General features: G+C 39.6%; 20 protein-coding genes. 7 read left to right on the top strand and 13 right to left on the bottom strand.

The features are described 5' to 3' along the window. The first annotated feature begins 12 nt into the window (after positions 1-12). The 3 genes from AC504W_RS26380 to AC504W_RS26370 all read left to right on the top strand — a co-directional run bounded on the left by AC504W_RS26380 (position 13) and on the right by AC504W_RS26370 (position 2,082). The gene (locus AC504W_RS26380) at positions 13-522 is read left to right on the top strand and encodes a pentapeptide repeat-containing protein (RefSeq protein ID WP_494875172.1); all 510 of its coding nucleotides are present in this window, start codon (positions 13-15) and stop codon (positions 520-522) included. 199 nt (positions 523-721) lie between these two features. Continuing rightward, positions 722-1,699, top strand: a complete 978-nt coding sequence (locus AC504W_RS26375; RefSeq protein ID WP_494875171.1) for a PstS family phosphate ABC transporter substrate-binding protein — start codon at positions 722-724, stop codon at positions 1,697-1,699. Between the two features lie 17 nt (positions 1,700-1,716). Beyond that, positions 1,717-2,082 (top strand): Lin0512 family protein, encoded by a 366-nt coding sequence (locus tag AC504W_RS26370; protein ID WP_494875170.1) that lies wholly within the window; start codon positions 1,717-1,719, stop codon positions 2,080-2,082. Here the strand turns inward: AC504W_RS26370 and AC504W_RS26365 are convergent. Continuing rightward, entirely contained in the window at positions 2,079-2,348 is a 270-nt protein-coding gene (locus tag AC504W_RS26365; protein ID WP_494878777.1) for a hypothetical protein, read from the bottom strand. The two genes, AC504W_RS26370 and AC504W_RS26365, sit on opposite strands and share 4 nt — an antisense overlap. 345 nt (positions 2,349-2,693) lie before the next feature. On the opposite strand from AC504W_RS26365, the gene AC504W_RS26360 reads away from it, so the two are divergent. Next, entirely contained in the window at positions 2,694-3,500 is an 807-nt protein-coding gene (locus AC504W_RS26360) for a prohibitin family protein (RefSeq protein WP_494875169.1), read from the top strand. A 57-nt stretch (positions 3,501-3,557) separates the two neighbouring features. On the opposite strand, the gene AC504W_RS26355 is transcribed toward AC504W_RS26360, so the two are convergent. Then, entirely contained in the window at positions 3,558-4,019 is a 462-nt protein-coding gene (locus tag AC504W_RS26355; RefSeq protein ID WP_494875168.1) for a DUF7980 family protein, read from the bottom strand. Positions 4,020-4,322: 303 nt separating this feature from the next. Between AC504W_RS26355 and AC504W_RS26350 the strand changes: the two genes are divergently transcribed. Continuing rightward, entirely contained in the window at positions 4,323-4,592 is a 270-nt protein-coding gene (locus tag AC504W_RS26350; protein ID WP_494875167.1) for a hypothetical protein, read from the top strand. Positions 4,593-4,743: 151 nt separating this feature from the next. Here the strand turns inward: AC504W_RS26350 and AC504W_RS26345 are convergent, their stop codons facing one another. The 4 genes from AC504W_RS26345 to AC504W_RS26330 all read right to left on the bottom strand — a co-directional run bounded on the left by AC504W_RS26345 (position 4,744) and on the right by AC504W_RS26330 (position 8,336). Next, positions 4,744-5,283, bottom strand: coding sequence for a DUF1634 domain-containing protein (locus AC504W_RS26345; protein WP_494875166.1), 540 nt, complete (start codon positions 5,281-5,283; stop codon positions 4,744-4,746). A gap of 1 nt (position 5,284) precedes the next feature. Next, entirely contained in the window at positions 5,285-6,121 is an 837-nt protein-coding gene (locus AC504W_RS26340) for a sulfite exporter TauE/SafE family protein (RefSeq protein WP_062296536.1), read from the bottom strand. Between the two features lie 73 nt (positions 6,122-6,194). Beyond that, a complete protein-coding gene (locus AC504W_RS26335; RefSeq protein ID WP_494875165.1) occupies positions 6,195-6,830 on the bottom strand; it encodes a cadmium resistance transporter in 636 nt (211 codons plus the stop codon). 48 nt (positions 6,831-6,878) lie between these two features. Then, positions 6,879-8,336, bottom strand: coding sequence for an APC family permease (locus tag AC504W_RS26330; RefSeq protein ID WP_494875164.1), 1,458 nt, complete (start codon positions 8,334-8,336; stop codon positions 6,879-6,881). 619 nt (positions 8,337-8,955) lie between these two features. On the opposite strand from AC504W_RS26330, the gene AC504W_RS26325 reads away from it, so the two are divergent. Next, positions 8,956-9,609 carry a hypothetical protein gene (locus AC504W_RS26325; RefSeq protein ID WP_494875163.1) on the top strand — a complete coding sequence of 218 codons (654 nt, stop codon included), beginning with the start codon at positions 8,956-8,958 and terminating at the stop codon, positions 9,607-9,609. Positions 9,610-9,808: 199 nt separating this feature from the next. Here AC504W_RS26325 and AC504W_RS26320 read toward each other — a convergent pair whose 3' ends face one another. Together AC504W_RS26320 and hisD are read right to left on the bottom strand one after the other, a co-directional pair. Continuing rightward, positions 9,809-10,561: a phosphatase PAP2 family protein gene (locus AC504W_RS26320; protein ID WP_494875162.1), complete on the bottom strand. Its 753-nt coding sequence runs from the start codon at positions 10,559-10,561 to the stop codon at positions 9,809-9,811. A 192-nt stretch (positions 10,562-10,753) separates the two neighbouring features. Continuing rightward, positions 10,754-12,043 carry a histidinol dehydrogenase gene (gene hisD, locus AC504W_RS26315; protein ID WP_494875161.1) on the bottom strand — a complete coding sequence of 430 codons (1,290 nt, stop codon included), beginning with the start codon at positions 12,041-12,043 and terminating at the stop codon, positions 10,754-10,756. Between the two features lie 130 nt (positions 12,044-12,173). Here hisD and AC504W_RS26310 point away from each other — a divergent pair, with 130 nt between their 5' ends. Further along, positions 12,174-12,452: a hypothetical protein gene (locus AC504W_RS26310; protein ID WP_494878775.1), complete on the top strand. Its 279-nt coding sequence runs from the start codon at positions 12,174-12,176 to the stop codon at positions 12,450-12,452. 32 nt (positions 12,453-12,484) lie between these two features. On the opposite strand, the gene AC504W_RS26305 is transcribed toward AC504W_RS26310, so the two are convergent. From AC504W_RS26305 to AC504W_RS26285, 5 genes are all read right to left on the bottom strand, one after another. Then, positions 12,485-14,383: a DUF3370 family protein gene (locus AC504W_RS26305; protein WP_494875160.1), complete on the bottom strand. Its 1,899-nt coding sequence runs from the start codon at positions 14,381-14,383 to the stop codon at positions 12,485-12,487. A 159-nt stretch (positions 14,384-14,542) separates the two neighbouring features. Next, positions 14,543-14,860 carry a hypothetical protein gene (locus AC504W_RS26300; RefSeq protein WP_494875159.1) on the bottom strand — a complete coding sequence of 106 codons (318 nt, stop codon included), beginning with the start codon at positions 14,858-14,860 and terminating at the stop codon, positions 14,543-14,545. 167 nt (positions 14,861-15,027) lie between these two features. Continuing rightward, positions 15,028-15,273, bottom strand: coding sequence for a hypothetical protein (locus AC504W_RS26295; RefSeq protein ID WP_494875158.1), 246 nt, complete (start codon positions 15,271-15,273; stop codon positions 15,028-15,030). A 71-nt stretch (positions 15,274-15,344) separates the two neighbouring features. Further along, a complete protein-coding gene (locus AC504W_RS26290) occupies positions 15,345-15,815 on the bottom strand; it encodes a response regulator (RefSeq protein WP_494875157.1) in 471 nt (156 codons plus the stop codon). Further along, the gene (locus tag AC504W_RS26285; protein WP_494875156.1) at positions 15,808-16,320 is read right to left on the bottom strand and encodes a response regulator; all 513 of its coding nucleotides are present in this window, start codon (positions 16,318-16,320) and stop codon (positions 15,808-15,810) included. The genes AC504W_RS26290 and AC504W_RS26285 overlap by 8 nt, the downstream gene beginning before the upstream one ends. Between the last annotated feature and the right edge of the window lie 322 nt (positions 16,321-16,642).

Here is a 16,642-nt window from a genome sequence, read left to right as displayed (position 1 = left end):
GTTAAAAGTACGATGAATTCTAGGTTAAGCGATCGCATTTGGGCAAGCATACTCAGTGTATTGCTGTGGGCAGTCTTTAGCATCACAGCTAATTTTACTTATACGCCAACAGCTTTAGCACTCGAATACAACAAAGAAATATTAGTCGATGCTGATTTTTCTGGACGTGATTTAACAGATTCTAGCTTTACCAAAGCTAATCTCCGTCAAAGTAACTTTAGCAATAGTAACTTGCGTGGCGTGAGTTTCTTTGCTGCTAATTTGGAGTCGGCAAATCTACAGGGAACTGATTTGTCAAATGCTACTTTAGACTCAGCCCGTCTGATTAAAGCAGATTTGACTAATGCAGTTTTAGAAGGTGCGTTTGCAGCTAATACCAAATTTGATGGTGCAATTATTGACGGAGCAGATTTTACTGATGTTCTGCTACGCCCAGATGAACAAAAAAAGTTATGTAAGTTGGCGAAAGGTACTAATCCCACTACAGGAAGAGACACCCGTGATACTTTGTTTTGTCCTTAGTGCAAGGGAGAAATAACAATCATCATTTCCGCAGATGTCCAGATGTAATATTAATACGTCTGGACAAACCAAATTGGTAGATAATTGTTGGAAAAAACATCTAAGAGCAGTAATGATTTAAAGTTTTATCTTTTTAGTCTAATTTTGCTAAAAGAACTGAGAAAATAGGCACCAGAAGTGGTTCATAAATCATAAATTTATGTCTCAAAAAAATGAAACTGCCCTTCTTGTTTTGGCTTTGTTAATTACATCTGGGCTACTGGGAGTTGGTGCTTGGTGGTTTAATGGTCACTCGGCGTTACTCTTCAAGCAAACAAAAAATAACCAAAATACTTCTAATAATATTCAGACTTTTGCTGAAGTCAAAAACGTTCCTAGTGGCTTAATTAGTTATGGAGGAAGTACAGTCTGGGCTTCTATACGCAGAGACATAGACCCAATGATTCAATCTGTCTGGCCACAATTTCAGTTGCGCTATACTGACGCAGAAAGGCAAGCCCCAAGCTCGACAACAGGCATATCAATGTTGCTGAAAAGTCAATTGGATTTTGCTAATACTTCTCGACCCATTACTAATGATGAGTATGAAGAAGCTCAAAAAAAAGGGATTAAGTTAAAAGAAATTCCTGTAGCAATTGATGGATTAGCAATTATTGTTCATCCCAGTTTAAATATAGCTGGACTAACTGTTGATCAATATGACAAAATTTTTGCTGGGAAAATTACTAATTGGCAAGAAGTTGGTGGGAAAAATTTAAAAATTCAGCCCTATGGAAAAAAGGGTCGAGATGATGGTGAATATTCTAAGTTAACGGATACGACAACTGAGGCGGTAAGATTAGTGGCGGCTAACCCAGGCGGAGTTTACTGGTCATCAGCATCATTGTTGGTTCCACACTGCGGAGTCAAAACATTACCTATAGGTCGCACTCCCAATAAACTTGTTACGCCATACAAACTGCCTTTGGTACCAGCTTCAGAATGTCCGAAAAAACGTAATCAAGTCAATACAGATGCTTTCCGTAGTGGTGAATATCCTTTAATTCGGAGATTAGTTGTAGTTGTGAAAGAAAACGGGCAATTTGAACAACAAGCAGGTGAAGCTTATGCCAATTTACTGTTAACAAATCAAGGACAAGAGTTGATTCATAAAGCTGGATTTGTCAGAATACGCTAGATATTGAAGAGGTGGCTATGGTACGTAAACGCTTAGTAATTGAGATGGGGATGGGTGTAGATCAGCATGGACAAGAACCAACTGTAGCAGCTGCGAGAGCAGTCCGAAATGCGATCGCACATAATGCTTTACCGGGAGTTTGGGAAGTGGCTGGTTTGAATGACCCCAATGAGATGATTGTAGAAGTTCAAGTAGCAGTACCTTATCCCGAACAAGTGAGAACAGATGAGGTTCTTGCGGTACTACCTTTTGGACGCAAAACTATCACTGTTGAGTTTGGGGGAATGGTGGTTGAAGGAAGGGCGATTTCCTCGCTCAATGATAAAAACGATGAAATGTTAATTGCGATCGCTGCGGTGACAGTTCTGATCGAAACTGACTAAATTTGTTGTTCCGATTTCTGTATATCCTCAACCGCAGAAATTGAGGCGAGGGGTTGAGTGGACGCATCTAGCTGTGGTGTTTCTAGTGATGCAGCAATTGACGTGTCACTGAAGTAAGAACCTACAATTTTGTCATAATTAGAAGCAACTGCTAAAAACGCTCCCCCTAAAATATAAATTGGCAATGGTAGAGAAAATTCTTGTAACCAGTCAAAAAGTTCTGCCAAGGCGAATAGTAGCACAAAGCAAGCCAGCCAAATTTTCATTTTTCCATCCCCATAACCAAATAACTCTACTAGTTTACTAATAGGGTAGACAGATTGCATGATAGCTGATGTGGACTGAAACACATACCCCAGAATTCAGGCTTCGCCGTGAGCCTCAGCCGAACAAAGTCAGAATTCAGGAGAAAAATAGCCTCTCTACCTTTCCCTGATTGAAAATATGCCGTATTTATTGGGATTGCTGTTGGCGATCGCAGATATCCTGTAATATTTTTTAAGCTAGTACAACATAGCCTAAATCAAGCACCTATTATAAATTGCTGAAAAGCTGACTATACGGATTTCTTTATTTCAGCCTTTTAGTACTAGTGAATTTGACACACGACAATGAAAAACAATAAATCTTTTAATAATGCTGGTAAATTGACAGCACTTTTATGTTTAATTACTATTTTTCTCACCCCTTGCGTGATAGTTAACGCAGGGGAACGTGGCGTATTAATGAAGTTTGGCGAAGTGCAAGAGCAAATATTAGGCGAAGGACTTCATTTAATTATCCCGATAGTCAATACAGTAGAAAAGTTAAGTATCCGTGTGCAGAAACAGGAAATATCTACTGAAGCTGCGGCTAAAGATTTACAAGATGTTTTCACTGATGTGGCACTAAATTGGCATCTCATTCCAGAAGAAGTTAATATTATTTTTCAACAGATTGGTAATAAAGAAAATGTAATCACTCGAATCATTAACCCATCAGTTGAAGAAGTCATCAAATCTATTGTTTCTCAATATACGGCGGAAGAAATTATTACTAAAAGAGGAGCAGTCAAAATAGGGCTAGACACAGCGTTAACTACGCGTTTACGTAGTTATCATATTGCTGTGGATGATATTTCTTTAGTTCATGTTCATTTTTCTGAGCGCTTTGGTGAGGCGGTAGAAGCAAAGCAAATTGCGGAACAAGAAGCAAAAAGAGCCGAATTTCTGGCTTTGAAAGCAGTAAAAGAAGCTGAGGCGAAAGTTAATTTAGCCAAAGGCGAGGCTGAAACTTATAGATTACTACGTGATGGTTTAACAACAGAGTTACTCCAAAAACAAGCCATTGAAAGATGGAATGGTAAGTTACCCTTAGTCATTGGTAAAGAAAATCCTAAAATCTGGGATTTTAGTGAATTAATTAAAGCTTATAAATAAGAACTCAGGAGTTATCATTTAGAATCTGACTCCTGAGTTCTGCACTATAACCAACTATTAACTCTTGGCGAATAATACAGGAGCTTCCAGAATCTTCAACTGAATCAATAAAATAATGACGATAGTATAAATTGTTGAAGAAACTAAACCCGATAACAGTTCTTTTTTGAGATTACGTTCTTGAGAATCTTTTTGAAAGATATCCTTAGAACCATATTGCATCAACAAAATTCCCACAACATTAGAGAGCCAGTAACCTAAAATTGAACAAGGTATGAGCAATTTTGGGGAAAGTAAACTACATAAGTACCCAAAAAAGTAAGCAATGGGTAAATTGAACAAAAGGTCATTCCACCAACATAAAGGGGATAATAAATATCCCAAAACCAGCAAGAATCCACCTCGGAGCTTTTTGAAAATATTGTTTGGGGATTCGTGAGGAACAGTCTGTGGCGATCGCTCTGGGGCTGTATTTACTGCTAAACTCAACTCTTGACTAGCTTTTTGGGCGCTTTCCATAAATACACACTATTCCTGTCGGCTTAGTGTATTTTAAACGCAAACTAGACATAAAGTCTACCAAAATCTTAATATTTTTATAATTTTGCTGGGTAAGTTCGGTAATCAGCAGTTAATACACACTTACTATATGAGCAAGTGCGGAGAAAGGTGGAGGTATGGCGATCGCTTCCCCATCCACATCTTTAGGTAGAGGTATCCAGCCAATTAAATTCTAACTTTTGTCAGTATTTATAACAGCAACCTAAATTAATAATGACTATAATAAAGATATTTGGATAAGTAGTAATTGACTAAATTAAAATGGCAAATTTTACTTTATCAAATATTTTTTTAACCCTAGGTATTGTTTTTCTAGTGATTTCTGTCTTAGGGCAATCTAAATTAGGATTTATTGAAATTAACCCAGGCTGTTTTGGTAGAATATTAGCCTTAGTTATTGGGGTTGCTAGTTTAGCTTTTGTCTTTTTAGGCGGCAATTTTTCTGTAGAAACTATTGACTTAATTAGAAACTATTTGGCAAAGGCTATTCAGCAAAATATCCCCCAAATTAACGAACTGCTCAATTCTTAATCATAAAGAAATCAAGCAGATTTCGAGAGTAAGAGTATGATAGTTTTCTTCTGCTATAAGTTCTTTAGAAATTGTGGTGCAAGCATATAGTCTGCACCACAATCTTTCCATTTATTGGAATTTAGATTTATTACAAAATTAGTTGATTGGACTAAAAATAAGCTCCTACCAAACTATAAGTTAAACTAGCTAATACCAACAGAGTGACAACTATATAAGTTAATTCTCGCTTTATAGTAAAAGCCAACAAAGAAATAATTACACGTAAAATTGGAGTAGCGATTAATAGTAATAATCCTAATTGAATAATTCCGCGACGGCTACCAGATAAAACTGCATTGATTACACCATTTGGTGAGCGAAACTCTGATGGTTCACCGTGAAAAATTTGATATGTCGCAGGTTCTGAACCGTGGTTAATTAAATATAAAATGCCGCCTAACAAAACAACAGAACTAGCTATTAAGACACCATACTTTAAAAGATTGCTGAGTATATATTCTAATTGCTGTTCACTGGGGGTTTTGCTGGCTATATGACTGGCATTAATCTCACTACTATTGTGTTGTTCTTCTAATTGTTGAATATCAGAGTCTGGTTCTGCTGGTGGTAAGGTAATTGCTGCCACTTCAGTTTCTGGTGATGCTGATGAGTGCCAACGAAAACTAGAATTAACCTCATACTTATACATTTTACAGCCCCCCTATTAGACTGTTGTAGACCATTTTAAAAGCCATTACCACCAGCACAAGACTGAAAATAATTCGCAAAATTTGTGTTTTAGCACCTATGAGTACTTTTGCTCCTAAAAAAGCGCCAGGTAATACTCCTAACATTACCGGCATTGATAATCCCGGATCGATGTAACCCCTGGCTAAATAAACGCCGGCTGATGCGGCAGCGGTGACACCAATCATAAAATTGCTAGTAGTGGTTGAAACTTTAAACGGTATACGCATGGCTTGATCCATTGCTAGTACCTTGAATGCGCCTGAACCAATACCCAGTAATCCCGACAATATTCCAGCAACAAACATCACACTAAAACCTGCTGGTACTGAATGTACTTGGTAAGACATCAAGCCATCTGGAGTGGGATAAGTACCATTGAGGTGGAAATAATTTGCTAAGGGATCTGCGGGTTGATTTTGATCAATTTCAATTCTTGGGCGTTGTGAAAGATATGCAGAATATATTAAGACGATCGCCAAAACAATTGTTAGCATTTTTACTGAGACAAACACCGCAATCATCGCACCAATAATTGCCCCAATTGTGGTTGCAACTTCTAAAAACATTCCTAAGCGCAAGTTGGTGTAGCCTTTTTTGATATATGTTGAGGCTGCACCTAAAGAAGTAGCAATCACAGACACCAATGAAGCACCAACAGCGTAGCGAATATCTACGCCAAAGACTGAAGTTAATAGGGGAACAATGACAACTCCGCCACCTAAACCCGTCAACGCGCCAACAAAGCCAGCACTAAATGAGCCAAGCCAAACTAGTAGAGAAAATTCTAATATGTTCAAATCTCATACCTCTGTTGATATGTGGAAATCTTGAGATATTTTGCGAATGAATCTCCTGCCGATTGGGTTTTATTTAAGATAAATTTAATAACGTTAAGCTACCACTATCGATAACGATAAAAGCGCCTAATCCCATGAGAACAAAAGGCATAAAATTATTCCCATAACGAGTTAATAAGTTAGCGATCGCAGTTTGGTTAGTTAATTTATTAGCTAAGTAACACAAACATCCCACCAAGGTAAAAAACACAGCCAAAATTACTAACAAACTTTCCCAACTGGCGCTGGCGAACAAAGGCACATAAATACTAATGTTGTCAGTACCATTAGCAAACGTCACCGCAGCGACACTGTAAGTTTGTAAATTGAATAATTTGGCTAAAAGAGTGTCTGGTGATGTTTCTGTTTGGAGTTCAACGGCTGCTGATTCATCTTCTGTTTGATTCAACAAACACTTGATGCCAATAGCAATGGGAACTAAGCCAAATAATCCAATCCAAGGACGTGGTAGGATTAAGCCACCAAAAAAACCTGGCAGACTGGCCATTACCAGTGCGGTAAAACCAAGATACTGTCCGGCAATGATTTGCCAACGGCGAAACCTGGCGTTAATCTGGGAAAAAAATAGCGTTAATATCACTAAATCGTCGATATTTGTGGCGCTAAAGGCAAATGCCCCGGTACTAATTGTGGTAACTAACCCGTTCATATCAATTTAAATCAATTCAGAATTTTTGTAATTAAAAGATGCAAAAACTTAAGGAATTTTGCTGCGATCGCTAAATCGGGCATGAATTTCTTCAATTCCTCGGTGCATTCCTGCAACTAAATGGGGAGAACGTCTTCTTTTGACAATGAACCAGCCACTCGTAGCGACTATGTACATCAAAAATAAGTAGGGAAAAGCATCATAAGGTGCTTCAGGAACTGGGAAGAGGCTGCTACCAGGGATTCCAACACTACCCAAAACCGGAATCATCATGAAGCCAACGCCAAGAATAGAAAACACGATATCTCGGCGGCGCAGTTGGTTGATTTTATATAGATAAACAGGTGCGGCAATAGAAATCAAGATATAGACACTCAAGAACCCATAGCTACAAATAGCCCCCAAGTATCCCATACACTCGAATAATTTGATATTAAATAATGACATCCCCGCAGGTACGAGGAATGTCATCAAAGAACACATTGTGACTGCAACATGAGGTGTTTTATTAGCTGAGTGCGCCGTACCTAAAGATGAATGAAATAAACCATGACGCGCCATCAAAAAGAAGACTCTAGAGGCCGGGTTAATACTGCCTAAAATGCAAGCAAAGAAACTAAATAAAGCACCCAAACCTACTAATTCACCCAAGAAACCTACTCCCGCCTGTCGGGATAAAAAACCCAAAGGTTCTTCTGTGTTGGTAATAGATACGCCAGCACCGTTGAATCCCAACACTTCTATATAAGTTGTACAAATATAAAACAACCCAGCCAAAATCACACTACCCATTACCGATTTTGGGATGCTTCGCAGAGGATTTTTGGCTTCATCACCCAAAGATGTGGCACTTTCAAAGCCAGAGAACGCAAACATCACCAAAACCAGTCCTGTAGCTACGCTACCTGGAGTCGCACCAGTCAAAGTTAACTGGGACATATCCAACGCAAAACCTTTGTGCGCCCAGATAATTATGCACAACACAGCAATTAAAACAATTGATATACCTTCCATCCACAGCATAGCGACAGCAGAAAGTTGGATATCTTTATAAGCGGCATACCAAGAAATTCCTGCACCGATCGCCAGTAATGTAATACTTGAAGGATGAATGCCCAAATGCCCAATTAAAACACCACTAAAATTGGCAAAACCGCAAAGAACAGACATCCCAGTGAATAAATAAGCGAGTACTAAACTCCAGCCACAAACTACTCCGGCTGTCGCGCCTAAACCTTTGGTGATGTATGAATAAAGTGAACCTGGAGATGCTGTTCGACTAGCAAATTGATTGATATTAATACTGACAAATAATAGTCCAATTAAGCCAATCAAAAAACTGAGCCAGGTGCCGCTTCCGGAAAGTGCAACGATTAAGCCAATATTAGATGCGGGTATTGTTGTTGGTGCAATTACCGCAAAAGATTGCGCTAGAACTTCCGTAAAAGAAAGACATTCTGGCTTTAAACCATGAAGACTCTGATGAGAAGAAATTTCCTTGTTCATCTTGCAAGTTTTAGTTTGGCGAATGGCGCATAAACGATAGTTTTTATAACAAATTAGGAGAGAGTTTTTAGTTGAATTATACTAAGAAACAAGCCCTAAGTTTTACTTACAGATATCGATATATCTATCAATGGGCAGCGCCTATCGTTAGTTTTATTTCTCAAGATAGATTTAATACTACCCTATGTATTTTCTACAATCAAGTAGACAAAAAAATTAAATTTAATCATTTATTAATTTGAGCAAATCCCTGAATCTACATGGGTATATGAGAGATTTTGTATTTTAATTGCCGCAGAAATTCTCTTGCTGATTGTGCAGAAAAATACCCACAAACATCATCGGAATAAGTGCCATTTAGGGGCTGAAGTTATGAGGTTATGACATATCTAAAGAAAATATAAAGATAAATTAGGAAACAGTACCAAAACATGAGATTCTCAAAAATAGAATGATAAATTTGTCTAGTTGATATGCAGTAATTAGCCAGAAAAACAAGCTAATAAATTCAAAATTCAGTATTTCTCATCAAAAATTTAACTTTGATAGTTGATGAAAATATTGACAAGATGGTTGAGATAGTCATAAGCTGCAATTTTGTAAAAATGGGTACATAGATATGAAAAGATTTAAATACTTTTTGCTGACAGTTATATTATTTGTAAGTTTAGTATTCGCTCCACCTGCTTTAGCTGATCGCCCAAAAGTTAGCAAAAATCCTGATTATATAAATCTGACTAAAGAGCTAGATCAATTTCGTTCTGCCAAAGCCACACAAGAGCAATTAGAAGGTTACACACCAGAACAAATTGACCAAAAAATCAATGAATTAGAATTACAAAAATACGCTTTTGAGTCAGGAATTGACTGGGGACAATGCACCAATCAAACAGGAAAAACTATAGCTATCTACGGGCCAGAACCAAATTTAGATGATGATGAATATTCAAAAGGAGCAGCACTTTATTTTTTAGCTGATGGCGCAACAACTCAAGATAGATGGAATTGCAAAGGTATCTATCTACCCGCAGATGTAAATGCTGTAGCGTTAAATCCTGACCGTCCTGGACAAGAATTTGTGGGTGATGTTGTGCTGAAGGTTCCGAATGGAACAAACTTAGTTCTCAAGACAAATGCTGATACTGGGGCAATTGAATTTAATCAAGTTGGCGCTACAATTCTCCCAGCCAGTGATGTCAACTGGTTTATTCCCAAAGTGTCGCAGACAATTGTCGAAGCCCATATTGCAACTGCACCGACAAAAAAGGCGTAAATGGGGGAGTTGAGAGTAGTGAGTGGGATGTAAGGGTTTTGCAGACTTACACCTTATACCCTTACATCCCAGTCTGAAACCTTGATTTTTCGTCTCATTGTGTAAGTCTTGTATGTGACATTTACCCAAAATCTTTGATGGTGACTGGCACATTCTAGGATAGTAGTTTTTAGTAAGAGCGATCGCTTACCACAAAGATTCACTCATTAGCGGCTAACTTTTCTTGTTCTTCTGGGAGTAAAGTAGTTTCCGCCGCAGGCTGCACACCAGGGATGGGTACAGTTTTCACCAGATGGGGTTTAATAATCATACTCACGCCAGTTCCCCAAGCGATCGCCACCATCCAACCTGCGAGAATATCGCTAGGAAAATGAACACCCAAATAAAGGCGTGTCCAGGCAATAGTTAATACGTACAAACTCCCAACAATCCATACCATCCAGCGCCAAGAACTCTGCCAAGCTAAAATCAACAAGATGATAGCCAAGGTTGTACTTGTCATGGCATGACCGCTAGGAAACGAAAAATCTAACTCTGGCGCGAGAGACTTCCACAAATCTGGGCGTAGACGATGCCATAATTCCTTGGCTGTGCGGTTGATAAAGGCACTTCCCAAGGCGGTGATGAGCAGGTAAACTAGCGATCGCCAACGTTTTTGCCATACTAAGATGAGGGCAACTGTAGTTAAAATCGGTAACACAGTCCAAAACGAGCCTAACTTAGTCAGCACCACCGCCAGAGTATCTAACGGTGCATTAGCTGTAGAGTGAACCGCCAATAAAACTGGTACATCCCAAGGAAAGCCAGTTTGATATTGCCAAACTTGGGCAGCCAAAATTTGAAATATCTGCAATGGTAAATATACCCCAAGAAATAGGAGTAAAAGCGATCGCCCACGGGCAACTAGCAGATTTTTGATAAAAGAAACAGGTGTCCTTTTCTCTGCATCCATATCAACTTTTGTGTTTTGTTTGTAGGATAACCAAAGTTTTCAAGAGTATTGAGTAAAAAGCAAAATTAATTACACTCAGCGAGAAGTTGCGTGCGGAGAGAACTTGCGTGCGCGGGTTCCCCGCGTTGAGCAAAGTTCGGAGGGTTCCCCGCGTTGAGCAAACTTCGGTGACTCAGCACTCAGCACTCAGCACTATTCAGGTGATTGCAAACGTACAGCCACACTACCAGCATGGGCTGGTAAACCTTCCGCCTCAGCTAAAGTCACCGCAGCTTTACCAATTTCTTGCAACGCGGCTTGATTGCATTCTAAATAAGTAATGCGTTTGAGGAAATCGTACACACTCAAACCAGAAGCAAACCGCGCCGAACGGGAAGTTGGTAAGACATGGTTAGGGCCGCCCAAATAATCGCCAATAGCTTCTGGGGTGTAGCGTCCTAAAAATAAACTGCCGGCGCATTTAATTTGACTAGCTAGTAACTGCGGGTTATCTACACACAACTCGACATGCTCAGGAGCCAATTGATTCAGCAATGGTATACTTTCTGCCAAATCACTCAGTACAATAACTGCACCGTGATTTTGCCAACTAGCGCTCGCCACTTCTTGAGTAGACAGCTTGGTAAGAACATTTTCAACGGCGGTAATAACTTGCTGGGCGAAAACTTCCGAATCAGTAATTAAAATCGATTGAGCGCTGGGGTCATGTTCTGCTTGCGATAATAAATCCCAAGCTATCCACTCTGGGTTATTTTTATCGTCGGCTACCACCAAAATTTCCGAAGGCCCAGCGATGCTGTCAATACCCACAGTTCCGAATACCTGCCGTTTGGCTTCTGCAACATAAGCATTACCAGGGCCAACAACTTTATCTACAGGAGTCAGAGTTTTTGTCCCGTAGGCGAGGGCGGCTACTGCTTGCGCCCCACCAATACTATATATTTCTGTTACGCCAGCCACTTGTGCCGCCGCTAACACAGCCGGGTTAATTTCACCCCGCGGCATAGGTACTGTCATCACAATGCGTTCCACCCCGGCAATTTTAGCTGGTAAAGCATTCATCAACACCGAACTAGGATAGCTGGCGCGTCCACCAGGGACGTAAATACCAACTTGTGAGAGAGAAACCCAATTTAAACCGAGTTTTACCCCTGTTGCGTCGGTGTAGCCAATATCTTGGGGCAGTTGTTTTTGGTGAAAGCTACCAATGCGTTCTGCGGCTAATTCCAGGGCGACTCTCACATCACCGGGACATTTAGCTGCTTGGGTGGCGATAAAATCTGCACTCAGATGCAAAGATTCTGGGCTGAAATGGTCGAAACGGCTAGTATATTCCTTAACTGCGGCATCACCCCGCACTTTTACATCAGCCAGAATGCCGCGTACTGTACCACTAACATCAACCGTGGCTTCCCGGCGATTATTAACGAGTGCTTGGAACGCGGTGGAAAAATCTGTGTCAGTTGTTTTAAGTAGCTGCATGGACAATATCTTTGAAATCAGTGCAGGTTGGCAGTCAGGATATTAATTAGTGTAGAGTATGAGGCGATCGCCCGGTGGGGTTGCTTGTAAATACTACAATAATTGCAATAGCTAAAGTAGTGTAATTGTGATGCAATCTATTTTTTGGAGTGTAGAAGAAGTAGCCCTACGAGCTAAACAATTTTACGAAAACGGTATTCGTCAAAATGTTGAGCATGGCGATAATATCGGTAAAATGATTGTGATTGATGCCGAAACTGGTGAATATGGCATCGATCCAACGGGTGTAGAGTCAGCGTTAAAATTAAAACAGAAAAATCCGAATGCTAGATTGTTTACTATTCGGATTGGTTATGATGTTGCAGTAAGCTTTGGCGGTGCAATGGAGCGTACTTTAGTTGTGATTTAGATCGAGTATGAAGGTGGGCATTGTGGCAAAACTCACATCTGCGTTCTCACAGTTAAAACCTGTGGCGGGGTAGCATCAGGGGGATATAAAAAGTCTACTTGAATTTGCCGTTTAGTTCCCGCTGGCATCTGCAAAGTTATCAAAGCTTTTCCTAGTTGTCCCCGTCGCTGTACCAAATGAACATAGCGTGTTTGTTCTACTTTATTATCATCGGTGTAACGTAATCTCACCGTACCCCGAAAGAATATCTGTTCAACTTGGGGATTTAAAAACAGCAGTCTATCCCTACCACCCTCATCTTTTAATGGTGTTTCTATGGATACAGTTACAGTCTGAGTTTGGTTACTGAGATTGTGTAGTGGCAAAGTGAGATTGTATTCTACACCATAGTTACTGTGAGCAAAGTAGGCTGTATCGTTGTAGCGTTTCAGCATAGGCGCACTTTGAATTTGTCCGGTGCTGAGTGTAATTAAATGTACTGTTCCTATGGGATAAGAGAATGCTTTGCCTTGTTCGGGTATCGTCAAAAGAGACACATTGGAATTATCTGTAACTTTTGCTTGCCATTGTGTACCTTGAGACACACCCGCAACTCGACTAAAAACGGTTGGTTCTCTAGGAGGGTCGAGAGGTGTGGGGATGGGGTCACGCTTCCCTGCTAGACTACCTGTATCTAAAAGTGTTTGCCACTCGCTGACAGAAGGCGGAGCTTGACTATTCTTTGCTAAGTTTGCCAGATAAACTGGGCGATCGCTCACTAATCGCATCATTGTTGTTCGACCATTAGAACTAGGCGCTTGTACAGGAATGGGTAAGTTTGCGAGTATTTGCGTTTTCCCTGGTTCTATGACTAACTTGTCGGGAAAATTTGCTTGTCTGACACCCCGCAACACATCATTCATGGTTCTACTACCAGGGCCAGAGTAAACCGTACTTTGAGCATTATCCGCCACATCCGGCAAATCAATAAACGGTGCTTCTCTGGTTTGGTAACTAGCTGCTTGTAGTACCTGCAACGTGGCTGGTTCGTTTCCTGGGTTGTGAACAATTATCCCTTGATACACCGTGCGGTTTTGGGCTGGTGTTTCTGCCCTGACGATATGATGGGCAAATACATCAAACCTGCCTTGGAATAAGTAGTTTAAATGCGCTTCCTTGACTTGTTTACCATCGGGGGGGAAAGTTGAAAGTAAGATACCTTCGGTTGTGACTAATTCGGGACTGTTGCTGTTAAAGGTGGGAATAATATCGAGTTGTCCTGGTAAAGAACGCACTTCTTGGGGAGATACTTGGACACCTGCAATATATTCTGGGGGAACAGTGTAGATATTTAACGCCCGACACATCAAGGCTGCAACTTCGCCTCTGGTAACACTTTGCAGGGGTTTTAGCTGTTTAACATTGGGATAATTAACAACAATACTGTTAATTGTGGCAGATGCGATCGCATTCTGAGCGTAATTAGGAATTTGTTGAGCATCTGTAAAATACCGTTGTAATATCTGTGCTGGGTTAGGTTGAGAACTATAATTTTTTGCCCCCGCCACAACACCGATAATTTGCGCCCTCGGAATTGCTTGATTAGGTTGAAATACTCCACCCGGATAACCAGAAAAAAATCCTTTTTGATAAGCTGTAGAAATTGCTTTTGCTGCCCAATAATTAGCAGGTACATCTTTAAAATTAGTTGCACTGCGTTTAACTGAAGCATCAGGAAATGCGTTAAGCATAAGTACAGCCGCTTCTGCCCTGCTTACGGTAGAATTAGGGCGAAAACTACCATCAGGATAACCTGTGATTAGTTTCCGTTCTCCTAATTGTTGAACACAAGCTTCTCCCCAATAATTTTGGGTATCTATAAAAGCTAGTACACGAGAGTCTGAAAGACTTAAAACTAAGCCTGCTGCTATAGAAATCTTGCCCCAATTCATTTTTATAAAAATAGATAAACACCAATAAATTATCTATGTTTATCTGGGTGTATCTGTGGTTCGTTACGAAAAATTATTCTTCAATTTTGCCATCTGGAATTGACCTTAATCAAAACGATATAGGCTAAAGTGATAGATAAAAGCTAGTATTAGCTTTTATTACGTGGGAAGAACCAAGCGTCTGCCAAAAAGAATTGCTCCTACATTTGCGAACAGACAGATGCTTCCTAGTCCCAATAAAATGTATGTGGGAGCCATGACAACTCCAATCATAAACCAAGCAAATACATGGAGTATCATTAATAAAGCAAAGATACTTCCAATTGCAGCAATTTGCCCAATCTCAATAGCTGGACGAGATAAGAATCTTAAACCTATTGTCAACGCAGTGGCAATTATGTTGGCTGGAATGAGAAAGGCACAAATACTAATGCAGTAATTACTGGAAAATACCGTTAAAGTGTTGAAGTCTAACATGATTTTTATTAGGTTAAATTGCCAAATTTTAGATAAATATTTGTTCCCATATCCTCAAGGATAAAGGACTTTAAAATATTTGTTGCTTGATAGCTGAAACTATAAAAGCTTGAACCACCAACTTCTTGGTGGTTCACCGAAGATATTATTAACTATTAGTCAAGGACTTAACCAGGAAAGAAAGCCTGGATAATCAATGTTCTAGCAAACCCAGAGAGACCAAGAGCCAGCACAATAATAGTAAATAACAGGCTGATTCGAGGTTTAGAATCTAGTTTGTTATCTTCTCTACCACCTGTGAAGAATAAAGACCATGCTTGTGAAGGATTGATAGTCTTAAAGCTATTAAAGTCAGGTGTGAAAACAACAGAACCAAATAGCTCAGGGGATTGTAAGTTTAAATTATTTATCATGTAAACAAGTATAACAAAAATCTTGCGGAAATGCTAAGTCCATGATCAGGACGTATTCAGGTAGCGATCGCCTAATTTCCTGGTAATTCTTGACTAAATTTCAGCAGTTTTGTTGCTTCTGTTAGTAAATGCTGTATCTGTGAAGGTTTTTGGATATAAGTGTGAAACCCAGAAGCCAGCGCCTTTTTCTGTGCATTAGCTTCAGTATTGCCAGTATAAGCGATCGCTGGAATTTCACTTTTTTTGGGAGATGTAATTTTTCTGATTTGCTCTATTAACCAATAGCCATTTTCTCCTGGCATATTAATGTCACTAATTAAGAGGTCTAGTTTAAAATTTTTCACTAACTCTAATGCTTCTAAGGCATTAGAGGCCGTCATTACCTTCATTCCATAGATTTCAAATATATCGGTAATAGAAAGCCGCATATTTTCATCATCTTCCACTATCAGGATTGTTAATTCTTGCAGAATATCTAAGTCTTTTGTATCGTCGGTCAAATTTACATTTTCAAAGTTATGCGACCCATAGATTTTATTCATAATGTTCCTTGATTCCTGTTAATAAGCTATCTGCTACAGCCAGACCCTTAATAAAGGAGTGCTTGAGTTTATCAGCCAATAAATTATTTCTGCTAAGTGGTACTAGATGATCTATCATCACCAGTAATTTATCCAAGTCGATTGGTTTGAGTAAATATCCTTCAAACTCTATCTCTGGAATTTGCTCAATACTCCCATTGACACAGGTGGAAGTCACAATAATTGGAATATGATTCTTACTTAGGGATTCTATTTCCGTCAATCTATTCAGTAAAACATAGACATTTTCCCCTAAGAATCTTATTTCACAAATGATGATATGGGGAAAGAACCAAGTCAGGCTGTTTACCGCCTCTTTGATAGAGCCAGCTGTGACCACATTTGCACCAAAATATGAGAGAAAAATAGTAAGTAGGATTCTACTATCGATATCGTTATCTACAACGAGTATTTGCACACCTTTGAGTGTTCCAACCTGGGGAAGAGAATTAATAGTTGGATTCATAATAGAACCTACAATGAGGATTTCAAGTGCAAAATGGGACGGAAAAAACCGTAACTACAAAAGGGCTAAATCAGCAGATAGTCAAATCAAAATTAGTGTGAGTTTGACAAATCTTTCCCTAGCGTCTCTCCGATGCTGAGAGAGGCAGAAATATTCAGGGGTTACAACAAAAAATTAGGTTTCCAAACCTCTCCCTGTGGGGGAGAGGTTTGGAAAGAGTTTTTTCTATCCGTCGAACTCGCGTAAAAGTAGGAGAGAATTACTTTCTGCACCTATACTATGATTTGGTGTTGTTTGATTTTGTGAATTAGTTGATTAACTT

It is taken from the genome of Nostoc sp. C96, from assembly GCF_059384975.1.
This window is presented reverse-complemented; position numbering and strand designations above follow the sequence as displayed.